Source organism: Nocardia sp. NPDC058518 (assembly GCF_042719655.1).
Classification (GTDB): domain Bacteria; phylum Actinomycetota; class Actinomycetes; order Mycobacteriales; family Mycobacteriaceae; genus Nocardia.
In genome coordinates, this window is sequence record NZ_JBHXNJ010000003.1 from 278,632 (window position 1) to 297,910 (window position 19,279).

A 19,279-nucleotide genomic window follows, 5' to 3' on the forward strand; every position below is an offset into this window, starting at 1 on the left:
AGCTTTCACGATGCGCGCCGGATGATCGGGAAGGGGTAGGTGCCATCGACGACGGCGGTGACGGGCAGGTAGGCGCGAAACATCAGGTAGAACTCGGTCGCGGGGGCGGGTAGCCAGTTGGCTTTGTCGTCGGTTGGTTCGGCATGGCTGACGGTGATCGTGATGTTCCCGTCCGGGTCAGCGCGGAGTTCGCTGTGACTGCTGATTTTGAACCGGTGCAGGTCATTGGGCACCAGGTAGCCGTCGAGGTCGTACATCGTGACCGACCAGAACCCGGCGGGGTGATTGGGCAGGTTCGCGGTGTCGACGGTGAGGGTGTAGGTGTGGGCGGCCCCGTTCATCCGCTCGCCGTGCTCGTCGTAGAACGTGGTCGGGTACAGCGCTTCCTCGGGCGGCAGCATGCCGTAGTAGAGCAGGTTCACCCAGGCCCGCAGGGTGTAGTCGGTCCCGTAGTCGCGAACGCCGGTGTTGTCCGGGTCGCCGCCGACCGCGGACCAGTCCCAGCCGTTCCGGTGCAGGAAATGCACGCCGAGCTGCTCAGCCTTGGATTGGTCGGCGCCCATGTCTGTGAGGAACTGCCAGCCGTCGAGCGTGCCCTGATAGAGCCCATCACGCACGGCCGGGTCCGTCGGTTCGGTGAAACCGTCACGGGTCAGACCGAGTTCGGCGAATCGGTCGAAGTGGGCGCGGTCGCGTTCGGGGATCGGGGTGCCAGGCATCATCTCGCCTACGGCTTTCCAGAATTCAACGGGGTCGGCCTTGACGCCGGGCACCGTCGATCCGCGTTCGGGCCATGATCGGTCGCCTGCTTCGGTGTAGGTGATGCCGCGCTTGCCCGCTTTCCAGTCGGCCAAGGTGGTGACCGACATGGAGTCCTGGATGGCGTGGATGGTGGACAGGTCGTCGGGACCGTAGACCAGGAACCGGCCCAGCATGGCACCACACTCGGTGGGCGACTGGATCACCGGCATTCCGTCGGGTACCTCGCCCTCGTAACGGGGGCCGACGAGCAGGTGCGGGCCTGGCTCCGACTTGCCGGTTCGGGTGCCGTAGGAGGCATAGACGTTGGTGAACGCGTCGTAGAACGGCAGCACGTAGTAGCGGTCGGGTTCGACCTCGGGGAACACGACCACCAGTGGACCGTCGGCGAGGGTATAGCCGAAGGCGGTGTAGAGAGTGTCGCTGTTGGGGCTTGGTACTGTGCGTACCGTGTCGTCCAGGAGATGCCGGAACGCGGTCAGCGCGTTGTCGGGGCCGAACCTGGCGTTGTGCATCCGGTGCTGGCGGCGGGTCTCCACCAGCGGCTGGACGTAGAGGAACGCGTCCAGGATCAACTGCTGGTCAACCGGCTCACCCATGAAGGCCTCCTCGCACGACGGATCGGATCGTGGCTTCAGGCCCGACGACAGTGCCGGGCCCGCGTCCCAGGTTCACTCTGGCCCTGACGCAACGTCACCGCCTCATCCGTTGCGGGTGATCCAAGATTCGCCGAAACACGACGTCGGTTCAGACCCGCTCATGCCTCGCCGACCGGCGTGAGACCGGTTCGATGGCGGCGGGCGAGATCCTGGTAGGCGACCGGATTCGCGTTGACCCAGAACTCGGCGGTCGTGCCCGCGATCGGACCCTTCACCTTCGCGGGACTGCCGGTGACGAGCACCTCCTCGGGGATCACCGTCCCCGCGGTCACCAGCGATCCCGCTGCCACCAGAGAACGCGCACCGATAACGGCGGCGTCGAGCACGATGGCGCCGTTGGCGATCAGGGCCTGCGCGCCGATCGTGGCGCCGTGGATCACGCACAAATGCGCGATCGTGGCGCCCGCGCCGATCTCACACACCGCGGCCGGGGTGCTGTGCAGCACCGAACCGTCCTGAACATTGGCGCCGACGCGCACGATCACCGGCCCGAAGTCGCCACGCAACACCGCGCCGTACCAGACCGACGCGCCGGACTCCACCGTCACGTCACCAACGAGCGTCGCGGTCGGCGCGATGAACGCGTCCTCGGCGACGACGGGGCTCTTACCTTCGAACGAATACAGCGGCATAGCCGAAATTCCTTTCTCAGCATTCAGTGTTTTTCTCAGCATTCAGTGTTTTCCGATTCGGGCGCGTAGGCCGCGGGCACGCAACGCGCGCATCATCCCCAGTGCCAGACCGGCTTTACGGCGCGAATAGGGAAACCACAGCAGTTCCGACGGCGATTTCGCCACCGGCAGCCGGTCCACCGTCACCACACGAGCACGACAGTACTTGCGGATCCCGTACGCGCCGCCGAAGCGGGCACCGACACCGGACTGCTTCCAACCACCCATCGGCACAGCGAGATTGAACAGATTCACGTGCGCGTCGTTGATGTTCACCGTTCCGGCCTCCAGGCGACTCGCCACCCGTTCGCCACGGGCACGATCACCGGTCCAAACCGTCGCCGACAGGGCGTATGGGGAGTCATTGGCCAGCCGCACAGCTTCGTCCTCATCGGCGACGCGAACAATCGGCAGCGTGGGCCCGAAGGTCTCCTCCGCGATGCAGCTCATGCTGTGATCGATGTCGACGAGCACGGTGGGTTCGAAGAAATTTCCCTGACCGGTCGGTGCGCCGCCCACGACCACGCGGGCCCCGGCGGCCACCGCTTCGGCGGTGTGCCGCCGCACGATCTCGACCTGGGCGGAATCGATCAACGGCCCGATGTCATATCGGAACTCGCGGTCGTCGACCCCCATCCGAAGCTCGCCGACCACCTCGACGAGGCGGTCCACGAATTCGTCGTAGACCGCGTCGTCGACATATACCCGCTCGATCGAAGTGCACATCTGGCCGGCGTTGAGCATGCCGCCGAACGCGATTCCCCGCGCGGCCCGGTCGATATCGGCATCGGCGAGCACCAAGGCCGGGTCCTTGCCGCCCAATTCCAAGCTGTAGGGAATCATGCGGTCGACACAGGCGTGTCCGACCGCTTTCCCGGTGCGCGTGGATCCGGTGAACTGGACGAAGTCGACGGCGTCGACCACCGCCGCGCCCGTCGCGCCTCGGCCGGTGATCACCTCCAGCACCGGCGGCGCGCCGATCTCGGCCCAGCCACGCGCAAGCTCCAGCGCGCTCAACGGTGTCGCCTCCGAGGGCTTGATCACCACAGCGGCCCCGGCGAGCAGAGCGGGCACCGCATCTATCCCGGGCAGCGCCAGCGGGTAGTTCCACGGCGTGATCACGCCGACCACGGGATAAGGGTGGTAGGTGACGGCGAGCTTCTTCGACAGGTTCGCCGGTGAATGCGGGCGTGGCTGCTCAGGAGCCAGGAAGCGTGCGGCGTTCGCGGCGTAGTAGCCGATCACCTCGGCCACAAACATCGGTTCGACCTCCGCGTCTACGCGCGGCTTGGCGGTCTCGGCCTGCATGAGGTCGGCGATCTCGGCCGAATTGGCGAAGATCCAATCCTGTAGTCGCAGAATCCATTCGACGCGTTCGGACGGCGCGAGGGCGGCCCACGCCGGCTGTTCGGACCGGAGCCGCGCGACCACCGCTGCGACCTGCGCCGGGTCGGTGTCGGCGACCGTGCCGACGATCCGGCCGTCAGCAGGGTTGTGGACTTCGATCACGGTCGAGCTCCTCGTAGATGATGTTCGGCGGTAGCCCGGGTGCGGGTACGCATCGACACGGTCAGCGGTACATGGCCTCGATCTCGGCGGCGTACTTCTCCGTGATGACCTTGCGTTTGAGCGACATCTTCGGGGTGAGTTCGTCACCACCGGGCTCCCAGATCACGGGCAGCACAGTGTGTTTCTTGATCTGCTCCACCCGCGAGAGGCGATGGTTCGCGGCCGCGATGCCCGTCTCGATGGCCACGACCACGTCGGGGTTGGTGGCCAGTGCCGCAGGTGTGGGGTCGAGTAGCCCGTGACGCTGCGCGTAGGCCGCGCAGGCGTCCGGGTCAAGGGTGAGGATCGCCGTCACGTATTTGCGGTTGTCGCCGATGGCGATTACCGCCGCGACGAGGGGGCAGGAAACACGCACCGCCCCTTCGATATTCGATGGCGACATATTCTTGCCTGCCGCATTGATGATCAGTTCTTTCTTACGATCCAGAATTCGGACGTAGCCGTCGGCGTCGATGGAGCCGACGTCGCCGGTGTGCATCCAGCCGTCGGCGTCGATCGCGGCGGCGGTCTGCTCCGGATCGTTGCGGTAGCCGCGCATGACCAGCGGGCCGCGCACCAATAGTTCCCCGTCCTCGGCGACAGCGACTTCACTGCCCGGCAGGGCCCGTCCGACCGTGCCGAGGCGGATGGCGTCGGGCGGATTGACGGTGGCCACTGCTGAGGTCTCGGTCATCCCCCAGGCTTCGCACACCGGGATTCCCAACCCGATGATGAAGGTCATCGCCTCGGGCGCGATAGGTGAGGCACCGGTGAGTCCCCCGCGGACCCTGTCCATGCCCATCCGCCGCCGCAGGGTGCTCAGCACCAGCCGCTCGGCTACCCGATGCTGGATTCCCAAACCAGTGGGGACGGACAGGCCGTCGGAATTCAGCCGGGCCGTCTCCTGGCCCACGCCCAGCGCCCATGACACCAACGTTCGCTTGACCGGATGTTCCTGCGCAACAAGCGCTTCCACACCAGCCTTGATCTTGTACCAGATCGCGGGCACCGCAAGAAACAGCGTCGGCCGCAACTGCGGCAAGGCACTGACCAGTTGTTTGGGGTCGGCGACCGTGGTGACCTGGACGCCCTCCAGGAGATTGTTGTAATGGCAGAACGCTCGGTTCGCCAGGTGTGCGTCCGGCAGATAAGAGATGACCGTGTCTTCCGGACGAACATCGAAAAGCTGCTTCACCGCTTGGAATTCGGCCAGCATGTTCGCGTGCGTGAGTTCCACGCCCTTGGGCGGGCCGGTGGTTCCGGAGGTGTAGACGATGGTGAGCAGCGAATCCGGTCCCACGGCACGCCAACTGGCGTCGAAATCGAAGTCCGGGGCTACCATTCCCGCCACGTCGTCGATGGTGAGCGTCGCCGCGGCCGGGCCGTCGATGCAGATGATGTGTTCGATGCCTCCCGCGATATCGGCGGCCCGAACGGTCTCGAGGAATTGTGACTCCGTAATCACGACCCGGCTGCCCGCATTGGCCAGCAGATGTGCGATCTGCTCGGCGGTGAAGGTGTTGTAGATCGAGAACGGGGTGGCCCCGGTGTGCAGGACCGCGGTGTCGGCCAGATGAAATTCCGGGACATTGGTGAGCATGATGGCGACGGTGTCACCAGCGGCGACGCCGAGCGCCGACAGTCCGGTTGCGAGGTCACGGACCCGGTCGGCGTACTGCCGCCAGGTGAGCGACGCCGTGCCGCCGGGTCCGCGCAGCGCGACTCGGTCGGGCAAACGCGCAGCTGTCGCTTGAAAGGCGGCGCACAGGCTGATCGGCTGATCGGTCACAGGAAGTTCTCCATTCGTCGCACCGACTCAGCCATCCAGACCGCGCGCGCGTGATTCGTAGGCGCGGCGGGCCTCGACGTCGACGCCGTCGAGCATGACGTGCGTCATACCCAGTCGACGCTGGAAGAACTCGGTCACCTGGCCGGGCAGGACCCTCCCCGCCCCGACCAGTAGACCGGCGAGGCGGGTGACCGCGACGCGCGGGCGCGGATCGCAGATGAGCTCGGCGATGGCCTCGGCGATATCCTCGGGTTCCGCATTCGGCACCAGCTTGGCGCCCTGAGTGCCCGCGACCAGTTCGGTGTTGGTGAAGCACGGCAGCACCGCCGAGAATTCCAGCCCGGTGTCACGGTGTTCGATGCGCAGCGCATCGGTCAGCGACAGCGCCGCGGCCTTGCTCGCGCAGTAAGTGGCCAATCCCGGCGTCGGGGTCTCGGCAGCGAGAGAGGCAATATTGATGACATGGCCGGTGCCACGGCCCAGCATGCGCTGCGCCGCCAGTTTGCTGCCGAGCACCACACCGTAGACATTGATGTCGAGAATGCGTCGCGTGACCCGATCGGCTTCCTCGGCAAATCGACCCGCCGGCATGACGCCCGCGTTGTTGATCAACACGTCCAGCGGCCCGAGCCGCCGTTCGACCTCATCGAGGAAGGATTTGAAAGACACCCGGTCGGTGACATCGAGCCGCCCGAACACCTCGAGCCCGAGATCGGATCCGGCCTTGTCGACCTGTGACTTGTCGATGTCACCGATGGCGACCAGCGCACCGCGGTCGCGCAGCAGCCGCGCGGTCGCGTATCCGATCCCACGCGCGCCGCCGGTGACCACCACGACCTTGCCAGAAATGTTTCCCGCCGAACTCATTTCGTCTCCCATTCGGTTCTTGTCGACTTGCCGATCGATCCGGCTTGTCGATCACGGATTGTTGCTCTGCACAACAGTGGTATTCATGCGGTTCGGCGGGTGCCGGGATCGCAGTCGAGGATCATGCGCGCGACGGCATCCGGCACGTCCAACTGTGGGCAGTGACCGACTCCGGGCAGGATCCGCACCGCGGCCGATGGGAATCGGCACTGCGCGCGATGTGCGGCGGACGGCGGAATCAATTTGTCCCTCCTGCCGTGCACGATCAGGGTGGGCGGCAATTCCCCGTCCGGGTAACCGGCGTCGAATTCGCGCAGCAACGCGCGGGCGCTCGCGATCAAGCGGCCGACCGGCCGTGTTCGCGCAAAGAACTCGAGGAAGTGCATCGCGTCGTCAGGAGAGTTCGGTCGACCGCGCCCGTAGAGCACGCGTTGCACAAGAGCCACCGCCAATCGGCTGCGGAACACAATGGCGGGCACACGGATTTTGGACAGCAGTGATTCGGGGGGACCGAACGAGCCCATCGTCACCGTGATCAACCGGCTGTATCCGAAACCGGGAACATCGAACGAGACTGCCGCCAGAATGGGCAGTCCAGGATTCAGCGCCGCTCGCAGAGCGAGGCCCGCACCCAACGAGTTTCCACACAACACCACGCCCTCGGTGCCCGCATTCGCACGCACCACCGCGGCGACATACGCATCCAGACCAGGCAGCACCGATTCACCGAACCGGCGCTCATGCACCGGCGGAAGATCAACCGCAACGGCGCGGCGGCCCAACTCTGCGAGACGTTCGAGAACGCCCCTCCACGTATCCGCCCGGTCATAAGTTCCGTGCACCAGCACGATCGCGGGCCCTTCACCCGCGACACTGAGCTGTCGCGTTCGCACACCGCCGTATGTTTCGACCGACTCGGTCACCGTGCTGTGACTGCTGCCTGGCGTCATTGCCCTGCCTTCTGTCTCGATTACCGGGGCGACCCGGTGATTGCAAATCCGCGTCCGCCGCCACAGCTTCGATGGCGGAGGACGCGGCTACTTCCACTCGTCAGGCGAGCAAGCCCTTGGCGATGTGCGTCACCTGGATCTCGTTGGACCCGGCGTAGATCATCAGCGACTTGGCGTCACGCGCCAGCTGCTCGACCCGGTACTCGGTCATGTAACCGTTGCCGCCGAACAACTGCACGGCCTCCATCGCGACCTCGGTGGCCGCTTCCGAGCAGTACATCTTCATGGCCGACGCCTCGGCCAGCGACAGCTTGCCGCCGCGCTCGAGGGAGTTGAACACCATGTTCTGCACGTTGATGCGGGCGATCTCCATCTTGGCCAGCTTGAGCTGGACCAGCTGGAAACGGCCGATCTCCTGGCCCCACAGCTTGCGGCTCTTGGCGTAATCGACCGAGAGGCGGTGGCACTCGTTGATGATGCCCAGCGCCATGAAGCCCACGCCGATGCGCTCGGTGGTGAAGCTGGAGCGGGCGCTTTCGCGACCGTCGCCACCCTTGTGCTCCTCGGTCTCGCCGAGCAGCCGGTCCTTGGGCAGACGCACGTTGTCGAAGAACAGCTCACCGGTGGGCGAGGAGTTCAGGCCCATCTTGTGGAAGCGCTTGCCCTGGGTGAGGCCTTCCATGCCTTTGTCGAGCACGAAAGTGAGCACCTTGCGGTCACGCTTGTCGACACCGGCGTCGCCCTCGTCGAGCTTCGCGTAGACCACCATCACGTCGGCGTCGGGGCCGTTGGTGATGAAGGTCTTCTGGCCGTTGAGGATGTAGTCCTCACCATCGCGACGGACGTAGGTCTTCATGCCGCCGAAGGCATCCGAGCCGGAATCCGGTTCGGTGATGGCCCACGCCGCGACCTTGCGCATGGTGACCACGTCGAGCAGCCAGCGCTCCTTCTGCGCCAGGGTGCCGCGCGACATGATCGTGGTGGCACCGAGGCCCAGGCTCACGCCCATCGCGGTGACCAGACCCATGCACACCCCGGACAGCTCGCTGACCAGCACAGCACCCATGGAAGCCTGGCCGCCGAAGGGATCGCCGCCGGACTTCTTCTTCGTCGGCTTCTCCGGCTGCGGCTCACCCGCGGCGATGGAATCGGCTTTGGCTCGCTGCTTGGTCAGCATCTTGCCGACCATCTCTTCGGCCATCGCGTCGATACCGAACTCGCTGAACATCTTCCGGATCACCGGGTAGGGGGACATTTCCCCGCTCTCCAGCGCGTCCACGTTCGGGCGGACTTCCTTGTCGATGAACTCGCGCAGTGCGTCGCGAATCATGACATCGGTTTCGGACCATTCGAACATCGTTGTTCTCCTACGATTCAGGGCAGACGCGACGCGATGTCGTCGATCAGCCAGGGGCCGTCGGCTTCGATCGTCTTCACGTCGTGCCAGCCGGCGAGTTCGGAAATCGCGCCACCCTGAACGGCGAACACCTTGCCGGTGATCGCACACTTCTCGGAGGCCAGGTAGGCCACCAGCGGGGAGATATTGGCGGGGCTGAACGCGTCGAAGCCACCCTCTGCCTCGGCGTCCTGCGCCTCGGCGGCCATCATGTCGCCCATGCCGGGGGTGGCCAAGGTGAGGCGGGTACGCGCGATCGGGGCGATCGCGTTGACGCGCACGCCGTAGCGGCCCAGCTCTTCCGCGGCGACCTGGGTCAGCGCGGCAATGCCTGCTTTGGCGGCGCCGTAGTTACCCTGCCCAGCGTTGGGCACGGTGACACCGGAGGCCGACGCGGTGTTGATCACCGCGGCGTCGGGCTGGTTGCCCGCCTTGCTCTGTTCCTTCCAGTACGCGGCCGCATGGTGCAGCACCGCCGCGTGTCCCTTCAGGTGCACAGCGACGACGGAATCCCACTGGGACTCCTCCATGCCGGCGATGAACGCGTCACGCAGGATGCCCGCGTTGTTGACGACCACGTCGAGGCTGCCGAACTCCGAGATCGCCTGCGCGATCAGGTTCTGCGCGCCCGACCAGGTCGCGATGTTGTCGGTGTTGGCGACGGCCTTGCCACCGGCGGCGATGATCTCGTTCGCCACTTCCTGCGCGGGGACTGCGTCGGCGCCGTCGCCGGTGTTGCTGCCGCCGAGGTCGTTGACCACAACCGATGCGCCTTCCTTGGCGAACAGTAGGGCGTGCTCACGCCCGATGCCGCGGCCCGCGCCGGTGACGACGGCGACCTTTCCTTCGAATGCACCCATGTGCGTTTGCTCCTGTTGGTATTTCCCTCGGTCCGAATGGCCGAAGCCACCCGGACCGAGGGAATGGTCTGCTGAATGGTGTTCCGGCGCAACGACTTGCGACTACTCGCTGTCGGCGATCTCCGCGCGACCGTCTTTGAGGACCACGTCGTCGCCGACGCGGGTCTCGAACTGGTAGCTGGTGACACCGTTGTCGGTGCCGAGCCGCCAGATCGTCGTCTCGATGTCCTGGCCGGGCAGAACCGGCTTGGAGAATCGGACCGCGAGCCGCTGCAACCGGCTGGTGTCGCCGTCTGCGAGCTCGGTCAGCAGACCCCAGGACGCGAACGCCATGGTGCACAGGCCGTGCGCGATGATGCCGGGCAGGCCCGCGTCCTTGGCGACCTCGTCGTCGAGGTGCAGCGGTACCGGGTCGCCGGAAGCGGGAGCGTAGCGGAAGGTCTGGTCGTCGTCGACGTGCTGGACAATCTTGGCGACCGGCGCCTGTGCCCGCAGTTGTTCGTCGAATTTGTGGCCGGGCCCCAATTCACCGACGGTGCGGCCGTTGCTGGCATCCGCACCGCGGAAGAACATGGTGACGTACTGGTGGTTGACCAGTTCGCCGTCCTCGCCACGACATTCGACGTACACGACCGCGCGGGTGCCGTTCGAGAGGCCCTCGTAGCCGACCATCTTCGCGTGCGAGACCAGGGTCTCGCCCGGCTCGAGCAGGCGGTGGAAGTGGAAATCCTGCTCACCGTGCAGACCACGGCCGAAGATCTCGAGTGGCACCACCTCGACGGCCGGGTCGATCATCGAGTCGAACACCGGCACGATGGCGAACACGGGCGAACCGTGGTCACCGGCGAGGTGCGCCGGGATGGGATCGTTGGTGGCCGCAGCGTATTCGGCGATCCGTTCACGGGTTACCGCGAAGCTGTCGTCATCGCTCCAGACGTTCAGGCCTTCGTCGTTGAATTCCAGTTCGGCCATGAGGGCTTCTCCTTCGGGCTTCGCTGAATCAGACAGTCGCAGCGACCGTGTCGAGCGCCTCTAGCGACTTGTCGAGCTGCTTGCGGCCGTCCTTCTCCACGGCCTTGCCCAGCGCACCCTTGATGAGGGCGCCCTCGAAGTCGCCCTCGACGAGAACGGTGGAGCCGCCCTCGGGGTTGGCGTTGATGTTGAAGGTGAAGTTGGTCTTCACGCCGGCCATGCCGGTGCCGCCCAGCACCAGCTTGTTCGGGGCCTCGACGCTTTCGACGACCCATTCGATCTTGTTGGCCATGCCGAGCATGAGGATCTTGGCGACCAGTTTGGCGCCGGGCGCGAGAACGGCAGGCGGCTCGTCGATCCAGCGCTCATGGATGGAGAACCACCGGTCCCAGGTCTGCGGGTCGGCGACCACGGCCCACAGGGCTTCGGGGCTGGCGGAAAGGGTGGCGCTGGCTTCGATGTGTCCCATGACGGATACTCCTCGTCGAGTGTGATGGTGTGGGTGGGTATTTCACGTAATTCCGGCGAAGGCCGGAACGTCGTTCAGCGCTCGGCGCGCTGATACGCCGTGACGACGGCGGCCCCGCCGAGGCCGATGTTGTGCTGCAGCGCGGCGGTGACGTTGTCGACCTGGCGCTTGTCGGCGGTGCCGCGCAGCTGCCAGGTGAGCTCGCTGCACTGCGCCAGACCGGTGGCGCCGAGCGGATGCCCCTTGGAGATCAGGCCGCCGGAGGGGTTCACGACCCATTTGCCGCCATAGGTGGTCTGGTTGTTGTCGAGCAGGTTCCCGGCCTCGCCCTCGGCGCACAGGCCGAGCGCCTCATAGGTGAGCAGCTCGTTGGCGGAGAAGCAGTCGTGCAGCTCGATGACCTGGAAGTCCTCCGGACCCAGCCCGGCCTGGTCGTACACCTGGCGCGCGGCGGCGACATTCATGTCGTAGCCGATGAGGTTCTTGGCGCTCCCGTCGAAGGTGGAGGCGAAATCGGTGGTCATGGACTGCCCGACGATCTCGACCGCCTGACCCGCGAGCCCGTGCTGATCCACGAACGCCTCGCTCGCCAGAATCACCGCGCCGGAACCGTCCGAGGTCGGCGAGCACTGCAGCTTGGTCAGCGGGTCGTAGATCATCCGCGAGCCCAGGATGTCATCGAGTGAATACGCGTCCTGGAACTGCGAGAACGGGTTGTTCACCGAGTGCTTGTGGTTCTTGTAGCCGATCTTGGCGAAGTGCTCGGCGGTCGTGCCGTACTTCACCATGTGCTCACGACCGGCGGCGCCGAACATCCACGGAGCCACCGGGAACAGCACCTCGGAGATTTCGGCCAGCGCGAGGATGTGCTTGCCCATCGGCTGTTCGCGATCATCCCAGGTCGACTCCAGCGAACCCGGCTTCATGCGTTCGAAGCCCAGAGCCAGGGTGCACTCCGCCAGCCCGCCCCGGATCGCCTGTGCCGCAAGGTAGAGCGCGGTCGATCCAGTGGAACAGTTGTTGTTGACGTTGACCACCGGGATGCCGGTCATTCCCAGCTCGTAGACCGCGCGCTGCCCCGAAGTGGACTCGCCGTACACGTAGCCCACGTAGGCCTGCTGCACCTCGCGGTAGTCGATCCCGGCATCCGCGAGAGCCTTGGTCCCCGACTCACGGGCCATATCCGGGTAGTCCCAGTCGCTGCCGTCCTCGTTCTTGCGGCGGCCCGGCTTCTCGAACTTCGTCATGCCGACACCGACGACGTAGACCTTGTTCGTCATCGAACTCCTCACATCAGGCCGCACGCCTACCTCGCCTGCGGCATGTTCCGACCTGTACCGATCGAACTGCCACAAAACATACATCCCTGAACGCATGTAAACAACCCCAGGAGCAGTTGCCACCGGCTTCTATGAGAAAAACCCTGGTCAATGCAGGTCTCTAAGATACATTCCGGTGTGTATGTAAATACGTCAACGGACAACGTCGACGTCCGTGTATGTCGGCGTCAGTCGGCCGCGGGCCGACCTGACAACGCCGCCTCGGCAGCACCGTGCAGGTGACGGCAGGCGCGCAGCCACCGTCGGTGCGCGCGCTCGGGATCGTCGTCGACGAACGCCGAGAGGAGGATGCCACGCAGCGCGTCCATCGCCGTGTACAGGAACGCCTCGGCGTCCTTGCGATCCACCTCATCCGGGGTGTGGTGGCTCAAGCCCATCAGCACAGCGTTGTTGACGAACGGCTCGACCTTCTTCAGTTCCGTTCTCAACGCCGGATCCGTACGGCTGGCAACCCACAGCTCGACCGAAGCGATGAACAGCGGACCCTGATGCAGCTCCCACAGAAAATCCAGCACGGACGCAACGGAGTCGGACGAGACCTGCATCCGGCCCAGCTCCTGCATGGCCGCCTCGATGCGTCGCTGCGCGAGACGACTGATAGCAGCGGTCATCAGCTCGGCCTTGGAACCGAAGTGGTGAACCTGCGCACCACGGGTCACCCCGGCACGCTCGGCGATCCGCGGCGTGGTGGCACCGGCGTAGCCGTATTCGACCAGGCAATCGATCGTGGCGTCTTGCAGCCGGGTCCGCATTTCCTGGCTGCGCTGCTCCTGCGTGCGGCGCGGCACCGGGGAAACTGTCGATCGCGTCATAGACCCAGCATAGGGAACCCCGACCGACCGGTCCCGCGGACAACATCAGCCTGCGGCCCCGACGACGCCGCATCGTTGTCGCTCGCGAGTCGGCCACGACATCTCGGGCGATTCAGGCGCCCTTCGGCGCGTTCAGTCCGTGCGCACGCAGCCAGTCGGCGAGCGCCTGCCCGATGGTGTCGGGCTGGTCCTCCGGCGAATGGTGACCGCCGGGACCGACCCCGACGACCTCGACCGACGCGATGTTGTCACGGATCCATGCCTGCTCCCGCGGGGAGGTGCCGACCGGCTCATCGTCGACGTGCAGGATCAGCTTCGGCACCTGCGGTGTCGCGGAAAGCCAGGTGCCGTAATGCAGAACCCGGTCGACGACATCGGCGGGTTCACCCTCGACGGGAATCTCACGCGGCCATTCCAGCAGCGGCTGCCGCGATTCCGGATCAGGATACGGCGCCCGGAACACGGCCATGTCTTCCTCGGTGAGACTCGGCGTCGTCTGCCGTAGAACGCCCTCGATGAACATATTGTCCTTCAGGATCATCTGCTCGCCCTCCGGACCACGGAACTTGCGGAACAATCCGGCGACCGGCTCCAAGTCCGCCCAGGTGATCGGGTGTAGAAACGCCTGCAGGAACGCGATCCCCCGGATCCGGCGGGGATGCCTGCGCGCCCAGTCCGCACCGAGAGGCCCGCCCCAGTCGTGCCCGACTATGACGACCTCGTCCAGTTCCATGGCGTCGAACCAGGCGTCGAGGTAGCGAGTGTGATCGTCGAAGCGGTATCCGATGGCCGGCTTACCGGACTCACCCATGCCGATCAGATCAGGAGCCAACGCGCGGACCTGATCGCCGACATGCGGAATGACATTGCGCCACATATACGACGACGTCGGATTTCCGTGCAGGAACACCACCGGAGTCCCTTCGCCGGTGTCGGTATATGTCATGAACGAGTCGAGCACATCGATCTTCGGCATCACTGACCTCCTGAGCGCACTCGGCGCGATGGGAATCGTGGTTGTCTCTTTCATACCGGACCGACCAGCGCCAGCGAGCGCTCCCAGGCCTTGCCGCGCAGGGCGATGTCACGGAGCGCCCGGCTGGGAACGCGGCGCAGCATGCGGGTATTGGTGAAGAAGGCGCCGTTGGTTGTGGCGAGCGAGGTATCGAGCGCAAGTCGCACGCCGAGAGCCGCACCGCGGCCGGCCGACCCGACCACACCGAGCGCGACGCCGGCGCGCATCACTCTCGCCATGGCCCGTCCCCCGCCCATCACACCGGTGTCGCTGACCCCGGGACAGAAACAGTTCGCAGTGCGGTCCAGTCGGCTCTCGGCGAAACGTTGTGCCAAGTGCTGGGTGAACAGAATATTGAGCAGTTTGGTTTGCCCATACCATTTCTGTGATGTCAGTGGTCCGTAGTCACGGGGTGCACCGAGCCCGTCGAAGTCGATCCGCCCGGCCAGGCGGTGCCCCTCCGACGCGGTGACCACGACACGCGCGCTGTCGGTGAGCTGATCCATCAACAGGTTGGTCAAGAGAAAGGGACCCAGATGGTTGGTGGCCATCATCGTGTCCAGCCCTTCGGCGGTCACCGCAGGCGTGGTCATGTTCACCCCGGCGTTGGCGATCAGCAGGTCGATGCCGCCGAGCTGCGTGCGAATCTCTTCGGCGGCCCGGCGCACCGATACGAGGTCTGCCATGTCGCACAACACGATTCGCGGCGTCGACGTCGCACCCGGTTCGGCGGCCAGTTCGTTCGCGATCTCCCGTGCCTTGGAAATATTGCGGGCCGGAATGGTCAGCGCGGCGCCGCGGCGGGCCAAGGCACGAGCCATTTCCTTGCCGATGCCGTTGGTGGCACCGGTGATCACGACGTTTCGACCGTCGACAGATACTTCCTCGAAACTCATGGCTCTCTCCTGGGGTGCGTACACGGTTCGTTGTGCCTGGCACCTGACGGGCCGTAGACCGAACATCAATGCTCGACCGAGCCTGCACAGTGATTGACAATTTGCAGGTTTCAGTAGTATTTGCACTTGATGAAGCAGGAAACAGTCACTATCGATCACACTGACCTCGAATTGGTGCATGCCTTGCAGGTTCATCCGGCCGCGTCCTGGCAGCTGGTGGGGTCGGTGCTAGGCGTGGATCCGGTCACCGTGGCGAGGCGGTGGTCGCGACTCGCCGATGGCGGGTGGGTCTGGGTGAGCACCTCTCCGACGCCTTTGCTGGCCGCGCCGCTGTGCACCGCGCTCGTCGAGGTCGACTGCGCACCCGGACAGGTCGAGATGGTCGCGGCACGGATCGCCGACGACACCCAGGCGATCACGATCGAGCACATCGCCGGAAACGCTGATCTGCTGGTGGTCGTGGCCACCTCCGATCTCGCGGCCATGTCGGACTACGTGCACGGACAGTTGGGCGGCCTGGATGGGATCACCGGTATCCGCAGCAATGTCGTCACCCATTTGCTCGCCGAGGGTGGCGGCTGGAAACTCGATGTGCTCGACCCCGCCCAGCTGTCGCGATTACACCGAGACCAGCCCGCTCGCGAACCACGCATCAAACCTCTGCAGGCGCCGGACTACCGCCTCATCGAGCTCTTACACGCCGACGGACGATCGACCGCCGCCGAACTGGCCCAGCGATTGTCGGTAAGCCCTGCGACGGTGCGCCGCAGGGTCGCCGCGCTGACCACGTCCGGCCATCTGGCGCTGCGCTGTGAACTGGCACGATCGCAGGCCGGTTGGCCGGTTACCGCCGTGTACTGGGGTAGCGCCCCGGCCTGCGACCTCGCCGAGATCGGTGCGCAGCTACGTCATCGGCCCGAGACCCGAACCTGTTTGGCGCTGGCCGGACCTCGCAATATCTGGCTGGTCAGCTACCTGCACTCCATCGCCGACAGTCAGCGTCTCGAAGCCCAACTCGCCCAGACGATCCCGAATCTCACCATCAACGATCGCGCGATCACCTATCGGACCGTCAAACAATTCGGCCACCGTCTCGACTCCGCGGGCCGGCGCCTGGCCACAGTCGGGGTGCCGACACCTTTTCACACCGACCCGATCACTCCCGGTCGATCGGCGTGATGCCGGCTCGAATCTTGCTCATCGAACCGTGTGCGGCGGAGCGGTGAGGCCACATCGAAGCCAACCGCACCCATCCATGGCTCTGTGCACAGCGAACTCCGTCCACCTTGCGGATCTCGACCACCTGACAACCCGATGTGCTGCGCTCGACAACTGCTAGAAGACGCGACTGCTGCTCGTCGTGGACGACCGGCCGGCGCGACCAAATCTTGGAGGATCTATGAACAGCGAACCCGTTGAGTTAGCTATCGCCAGCACCGTCAGAGACGGCGATCGTGAGTTGCGCATAGAAATCGCCGAACCCCAGCAGGACCACACGACGCGAGGCTGGCGGTGTACCTACCGCGTCGAAGGTGCCCGGGCGCACGTAGCGCACGGTCCGGACAGGTTGGCCGCCATCTACGCCGCGATGATCGATATCCCGAACGCTGCGGCGCGAGCCGGCTCGGTAGGCCGCCCGACCGACTCGGACCGATCACGAGTACCCGAAGGTTCTCGGCCCCGTGTCGGCACCTACGCCGGATCCGCGGCGCAGGCCCGCGAGTTCGGCCCACATCTGGCGGCGCGGGCGGTTCATACCGCCGAAGGCCCGGTGGTGATCGCACTCGGACGGCCACGCCAAGACCCCGATCGTCCGTATACCTATCTGTGCCCCTTCCGGATCGACGATCGCACCGAAGCATTCGGGCAGGGAATGAGCGAGGTGCACGCTGTGATGTCGGCGATCCGCGGTGTGGGCGCGATCCTGGGTATTCCGCTGGACTGGCCCATGCCGAGCCCATCGACCGGCAGGTAATCCTTCTGGTCCGAGTTCGGATGCCGTGGGGTATTGAAAACACGACTCGCGGGCGGGCCGCCCCACGGGCTGCGGGCGAGCGGGGCCCCACCCGCCCCCCCCCCCCCCCCCCCCCCGCCATTTCTCTGCTTGGGGCTCTGGTTGGGGGGGGTTGTCTAAAAAAAACCCCGCCCCCCCCCCCCCCCCACCCCCGCGGCCCCCGAGTCCTTCCCCGTGCACCCACACTCCGCCGCCACGTCGCGCGGGCGAGCTCCAGCGTAGACGCTGCGGCCTCCTGTACCTGGGAGCCGCGCCCAGCCTCACTCGAATGAGCGCGCTGAGCCGGCCCCCTCTGATAGCAAGTACCACAGGAATTTTCGTTGGCCGATCAGCGGTGGAAGCTAGGCAGGCGGCCGATAGGTAACGTCTCTGGCTATCGCTTCGTCGATCTGCTCAGGAGTGAGCAGACCCACGGTGTGCGACACAGCCGCACCGGCGGCCGCGGTGCGAATCGCGAGCGCAGCGGCTGAGACATCGTCCGGGACGTCACCGATGACGAACAGGTCGTCGTCGCCGAAAGCGAAATAGCACGCTTCTACCCGACCACCCACGCTCTCCACCATTTCGGTGATGGCCGCGCGGCGGGCGCTGCCGCCCTCCGCCAGTAGGCCTTGCGCCCCCTCCTGGAGATAGCTGACTCGCCACATGTATTTGGGCATACCTACCAGCCTCCTATGTTCCGGGCGATCTCGGCGAGACCGACCCTACGGGCCGACCACCCCCCGAACCATCCAGCGCGAACACCGTCGTCGCAATGATGCTGCAACGTAACTGTGGCGATATCCGAGATCCGAGGGACAGATCGCCGCAGCCGTCGAGTTCCGGAGGATCTCGTCAGCGCAGCCGCCGCATTGCTCGGTCGGCCGCGTTGGCGCCGCACATGCCGTGCGCGCCGGGGCCGGGTGGAGTCGCCGCCGAGCACAGATAGTGGCCGGGTAGGCCCATGTCGTAGGGCTGCAATGTTTTTCGGGGGCCGAACAGCAGCTGTGGAATGTTCTTGGCGCCGGTCATGATGTTTCCGCCGACGTAGTTGGGGTTGTAGTCGGCGAATTCTGTGGTGGAACGGGTGGTCAGGCCGACTACGCGGTCCCGGAAGCCTGGTGCGAAGCGTTCGATCTGGGCGATGATCGCTGCGGTGGCGTCACCGGTGTAGCCGTTGGGGACGTGCGCGTAGGTCCATAGCGGGTGTACCGAGCCCGCGGACCGTTGCGGGTCGGCGAGGTATTGCTGGCCTACCAGGACGAAGGGGCGCTGCGGCATCCGGCCTGCGTGGATGTCGCGTTCGCCCGCGGCGACCTCGGCGAAGGAGCCGCCGAGGTGCACTGTGCCCGCGCGTCGTGCGGCCTCGGTCGTCCACGGGATACCGCCGTCGACGGCGAAGTCGACCTTGAAAGCGCCGGGGCCGTAGCGGAACCGGCGGTAGGCACGGGCAATCCGCGTGGGGAGCTGATCGCCGAGGATCTCCGCGACCGCTGTCGGTGCGAGGTCCCAGATGGTGATATCGGAGGGTGGTATGTCGGCGAGAGAGCGCACTCGGACGCCGGTCTCGATCTTGCCGCCGTGATCGGCCAGTACCGCGGCCATGCTGTCGGCGATCCGCTGGGATCCGCCGACCGCGACCGCCCAGCCGTATCGGTGTCCCGCGGTCAGGATGCCCAGCCCGATGCTGGCGCTCAGCGGGCGCCCGAGGGGGTGGAAGGCGTGTGCGGCGATGCCGCCGAACAGTGCCCGTCCCGTTTCGGCACGGAAGGCTCGCGCCAGGAGCGTGGCGGGCGCGGTCGCCGGAATGCCGAAGCGCGCCAGGTGGACCGGGTGCCGGGGAATCCGCAGTAGGGGGTGCATGATGTCGGCGCCGATCTCGTCGTAGTTCGCGACCGGGCGTTCGAACAGTGCGCGCCAGAGTCGTTCGTCGGCGCCGAGGCCTGTGGCGGTCTCGGCGACCGAGCGGTGCAGCACTCCGGCGGTGCCGTCGTCGAGGGGATGGACGCAGTCGAGTTCCGGCCACGCCCAGCGCAACCCGTACCGTTCCAGGTCGACGCGCCGCAGGAACGGCGACCCCACGGCCATCGGGTGGATGGCCGAGCAGTGGTCGTGCAGCAGACCGGGCAGGATCGCCTCGCTCGAGCGGGTGCCGCCACCGATCGTGTCGGCCGCTTCGAGGACCGTCACCTCTACGCCCGCCAGAGCCAGGGTGATAGCCGCGGCCAGTCCGTTGGGGCCACTGCCGACCACTGTCGCCGTTGTCATCGACGTTCCTTTCCT

Annotated in this window: 18 protein-coding genes; 2 read left to right on the forward strand and 16 right to left on the reverse strand. The window is 65.8% G+C overall.

The window, feature by feature from the left end:
- Window positions 1–5: 5 nt before the first annotated feature.
- From ACFWPX_RS08370 to ACFWPX_RS08435, 14 genes are all read right to left on the reverse strand, one after another.
- Window positions 6–1,358, reverse strand: coding sequence for a DUF1254 domain-containing protein (locus ACFWPX_RS08370; RefSeq protein ID WP_378926818.1), 1,353 nt, complete (start codon window positions 1,356–1,358; stop codon window positions 6–8).
- 158 nt (window positions 1,359–1,516) lie between these two features.
- Window positions 1,517–2,050: a gamma carbonic anhydrase family protein gene (locus ACFWPX_RS08375; RefSeq protein ID WP_378926819.1), complete on the reverse strand. Its 534-nt coding sequence runs from the start codon at window positions 2,048–2,050 to the stop codon at window positions 1,517–1,519.
- A 42-nt stretch (window positions 2,051–2,092) separates the two neighbouring features.
- Window positions 2,093–3,598: an aldehyde dehydrogenase family protein gene (locus ACFWPX_RS08380; protein ID WP_378926820.1), complete on the reverse strand. Its 1,506-nt coding sequence runs from the start codon at window positions 3,596–3,598 to the stop codon at window positions 2,093–2,095.
- Between the two features lie 61 nt (window positions 3,599–3,659).
- Window positions 3,660–5,426 carry an AMP-dependent synthetase/ligase gene (locus ACFWPX_RS08385; RefSeq protein WP_378926821.1) on the reverse strand — a complete coding sequence of 589 codons (1,767 nt, stop codon included), beginning with the start codon at window positions 5,424–5,426 and terminating at the stop codon, window positions 3,660–3,662.
- A 27-nt stretch (window positions 5,427–5,453) separates the two neighbouring features.
- Window positions 5,454–6,305, reverse strand: coding sequence for an SDR family oxidoreductase (locus ACFWPX_RS08390; protein WP_378926823.1), 852 nt, complete (start codon window positions 6,303–6,305; stop codon window positions 5,454–5,456).
- A 71-nt stretch (window positions 6,306–6,376) separates the two neighbouring features.
- Window positions 6,377–7,243 carry an alpha/beta fold hydrolase gene (locus ACFWPX_RS08395; RefSeq protein ID WP_378926825.1) on the reverse strand — a complete coding sequence of 289 codons (867 nt, stop codon included), beginning with the start codon at window positions 7,241–7,243 and terminating at the stop codon, window positions 6,377–6,379.
- 100 nt (window positions 7,244–7,343) lie between these two features.
- Entirely contained in the window at window positions 7,344–8,600 is a 1,257-nt protein-coding gene (locus ACFWPX_RS08400) for an acyl-CoA dehydrogenase family protein (protein ID WP_378926826.1), read from the reverse strand.
- 17 nt (window positions 8,601–8,617) lie between these two features.
- Window positions 8,618–9,499: an SDR family oxidoreductase gene (locus ACFWPX_RS08405; RefSeq protein WP_378926827.1), complete on the reverse strand. Its 882-nt coding sequence runs from the start codon at window positions 9,497–9,499 to the stop codon at window positions 8,618–8,620.
- 102 nt (window positions 9,500–9,601) lie between these two features.
- Window positions 9,602–10,471 carry a MaoC/PaaZ C-terminal domain-containing protein gene (locus ACFWPX_RS08410; protein ID WP_378926828.1) on the reverse strand — a complete coding sequence of 290 codons (870 nt, stop codon included), beginning with the start codon at window positions 10,469–10,471 and terminating at the stop codon, window positions 9,602–9,604.
- A gap of 28 nt (window positions 10,472–10,499) precedes the next feature.
- The gene (locus ACFWPX_RS08415; protein WP_378926829.1) at window positions 10,500–10,940 is read right to left on the reverse strand and encodes an SRPBCC family protein; all 441 of its coding nucleotides are present in this window, start codon (window positions 10,938–10,940) and stop codon (window positions 10,500–10,502) included.
- A gap of 74 nt (window positions 10,941–11,014) precedes the next feature.
- Window positions 11,015–12,220, reverse strand: a complete 1,206-nt coding sequence (locus ACFWPX_RS08420; RefSeq protein ID WP_378926830.1) for a lipid-transfer protein — start codon at window positions 12,218–12,220, stop codon at window positions 11,015–11,017.
- 227 nt (window positions 12,221–12,447) lie between these two features.
- Window positions 12,448–13,092, reverse strand: a complete 645-nt coding sequence (locus ACFWPX_RS08425; RefSeq protein ID WP_378926831.1) for a TetR/AcrR family transcriptional regulator — start codon at window positions 13,090–13,092, stop codon at window positions 12,448–12,450.
- A gap of 112 nt (window positions 13,093–13,204) precedes the next feature.
- Window positions 13,205–14,068: a haloalkane dehalogenase gene (locus tag ACFWPX_RS08430; protein WP_378926832.1), complete on the reverse strand. Its 864-nt coding sequence runs from the start codon at window positions 14,066–14,068 to the stop codon at window positions 13,205–13,207.
- A 50-nt stretch (window positions 14,069–14,118) separates the two neighbouring features.
- Window positions 14,119–15,003, reverse strand: a complete 885-nt coding sequence (locus tag ACFWPX_RS08435) for an SDR family NAD(P)-dependent oxidoreductase (RefSeq protein ID WP_378926834.1) — start codon at window positions 15,001–15,003, stop codon at window positions 14,119–14,121.
- Window positions 15,004–15,132: 129 nt separating this feature from the next.
- Here ACFWPX_RS08435 and ACFWPX_RS08440 point away from each other — a divergent pair, with 129 nt between their 5' ends.
- Window positions 15,133–16,182: an Lrp/AsnC family transcriptional regulator gene (locus ACFWPX_RS08440; protein ID WP_378926836.1), complete on the forward strand. Its 1,050-nt coding sequence runs from the start codon at window positions 15,133–15,135 to the stop codon at window positions 16,180–16,182.
- 220 nt (window positions 16,183–16,402) lie between these two features.
- Window positions 16,403–16,978 carry a DUF6968 family protein gene (locus ACFWPX_RS08445; protein WP_378926837.1) on the forward strand — a complete coding sequence of 192 codons (576 nt, stop codon included), beginning with the start codon at window positions 16,403–16,405 and terminating at the stop codon, window positions 16,976–16,978.
- Between the two features lie 380 nt (window positions 16,979–17,358).
- Here the strand turns inward: ACFWPX_RS08445 and ACFWPX_RS08450 are convergent, their stop codons facing one another.
- Both ACFWPX_RS08450 and ACFWPX_RS08455 read right to left on the reverse strand, forming a co-directional pair.
- Window positions 17,359–17,676: a GYD domain-containing protein gene (locus ACFWPX_RS08450; RefSeq protein WP_378918026.1), complete on the reverse strand. Its 318-nt coding sequence runs from the start codon at window positions 17,674–17,676 to the stop codon at window positions 17,359–17,361.
- A gap of 175 nt (window positions 17,677–17,851) precedes the next feature.
- The gene (locus tag ACFWPX_RS08455; RefSeq protein ID WP_378926838.1) at window positions 17,852–19,264 is read right to left on the reverse strand and encodes a phytoene desaturase family protein; all 1,413 of its coding nucleotides are present in this window, start codon (window positions 19,262–19,264) and stop codon (window positions 17,852–17,854) included.
- Window positions 19,265–19,279 lie beyond the last annotated feature (15 nt).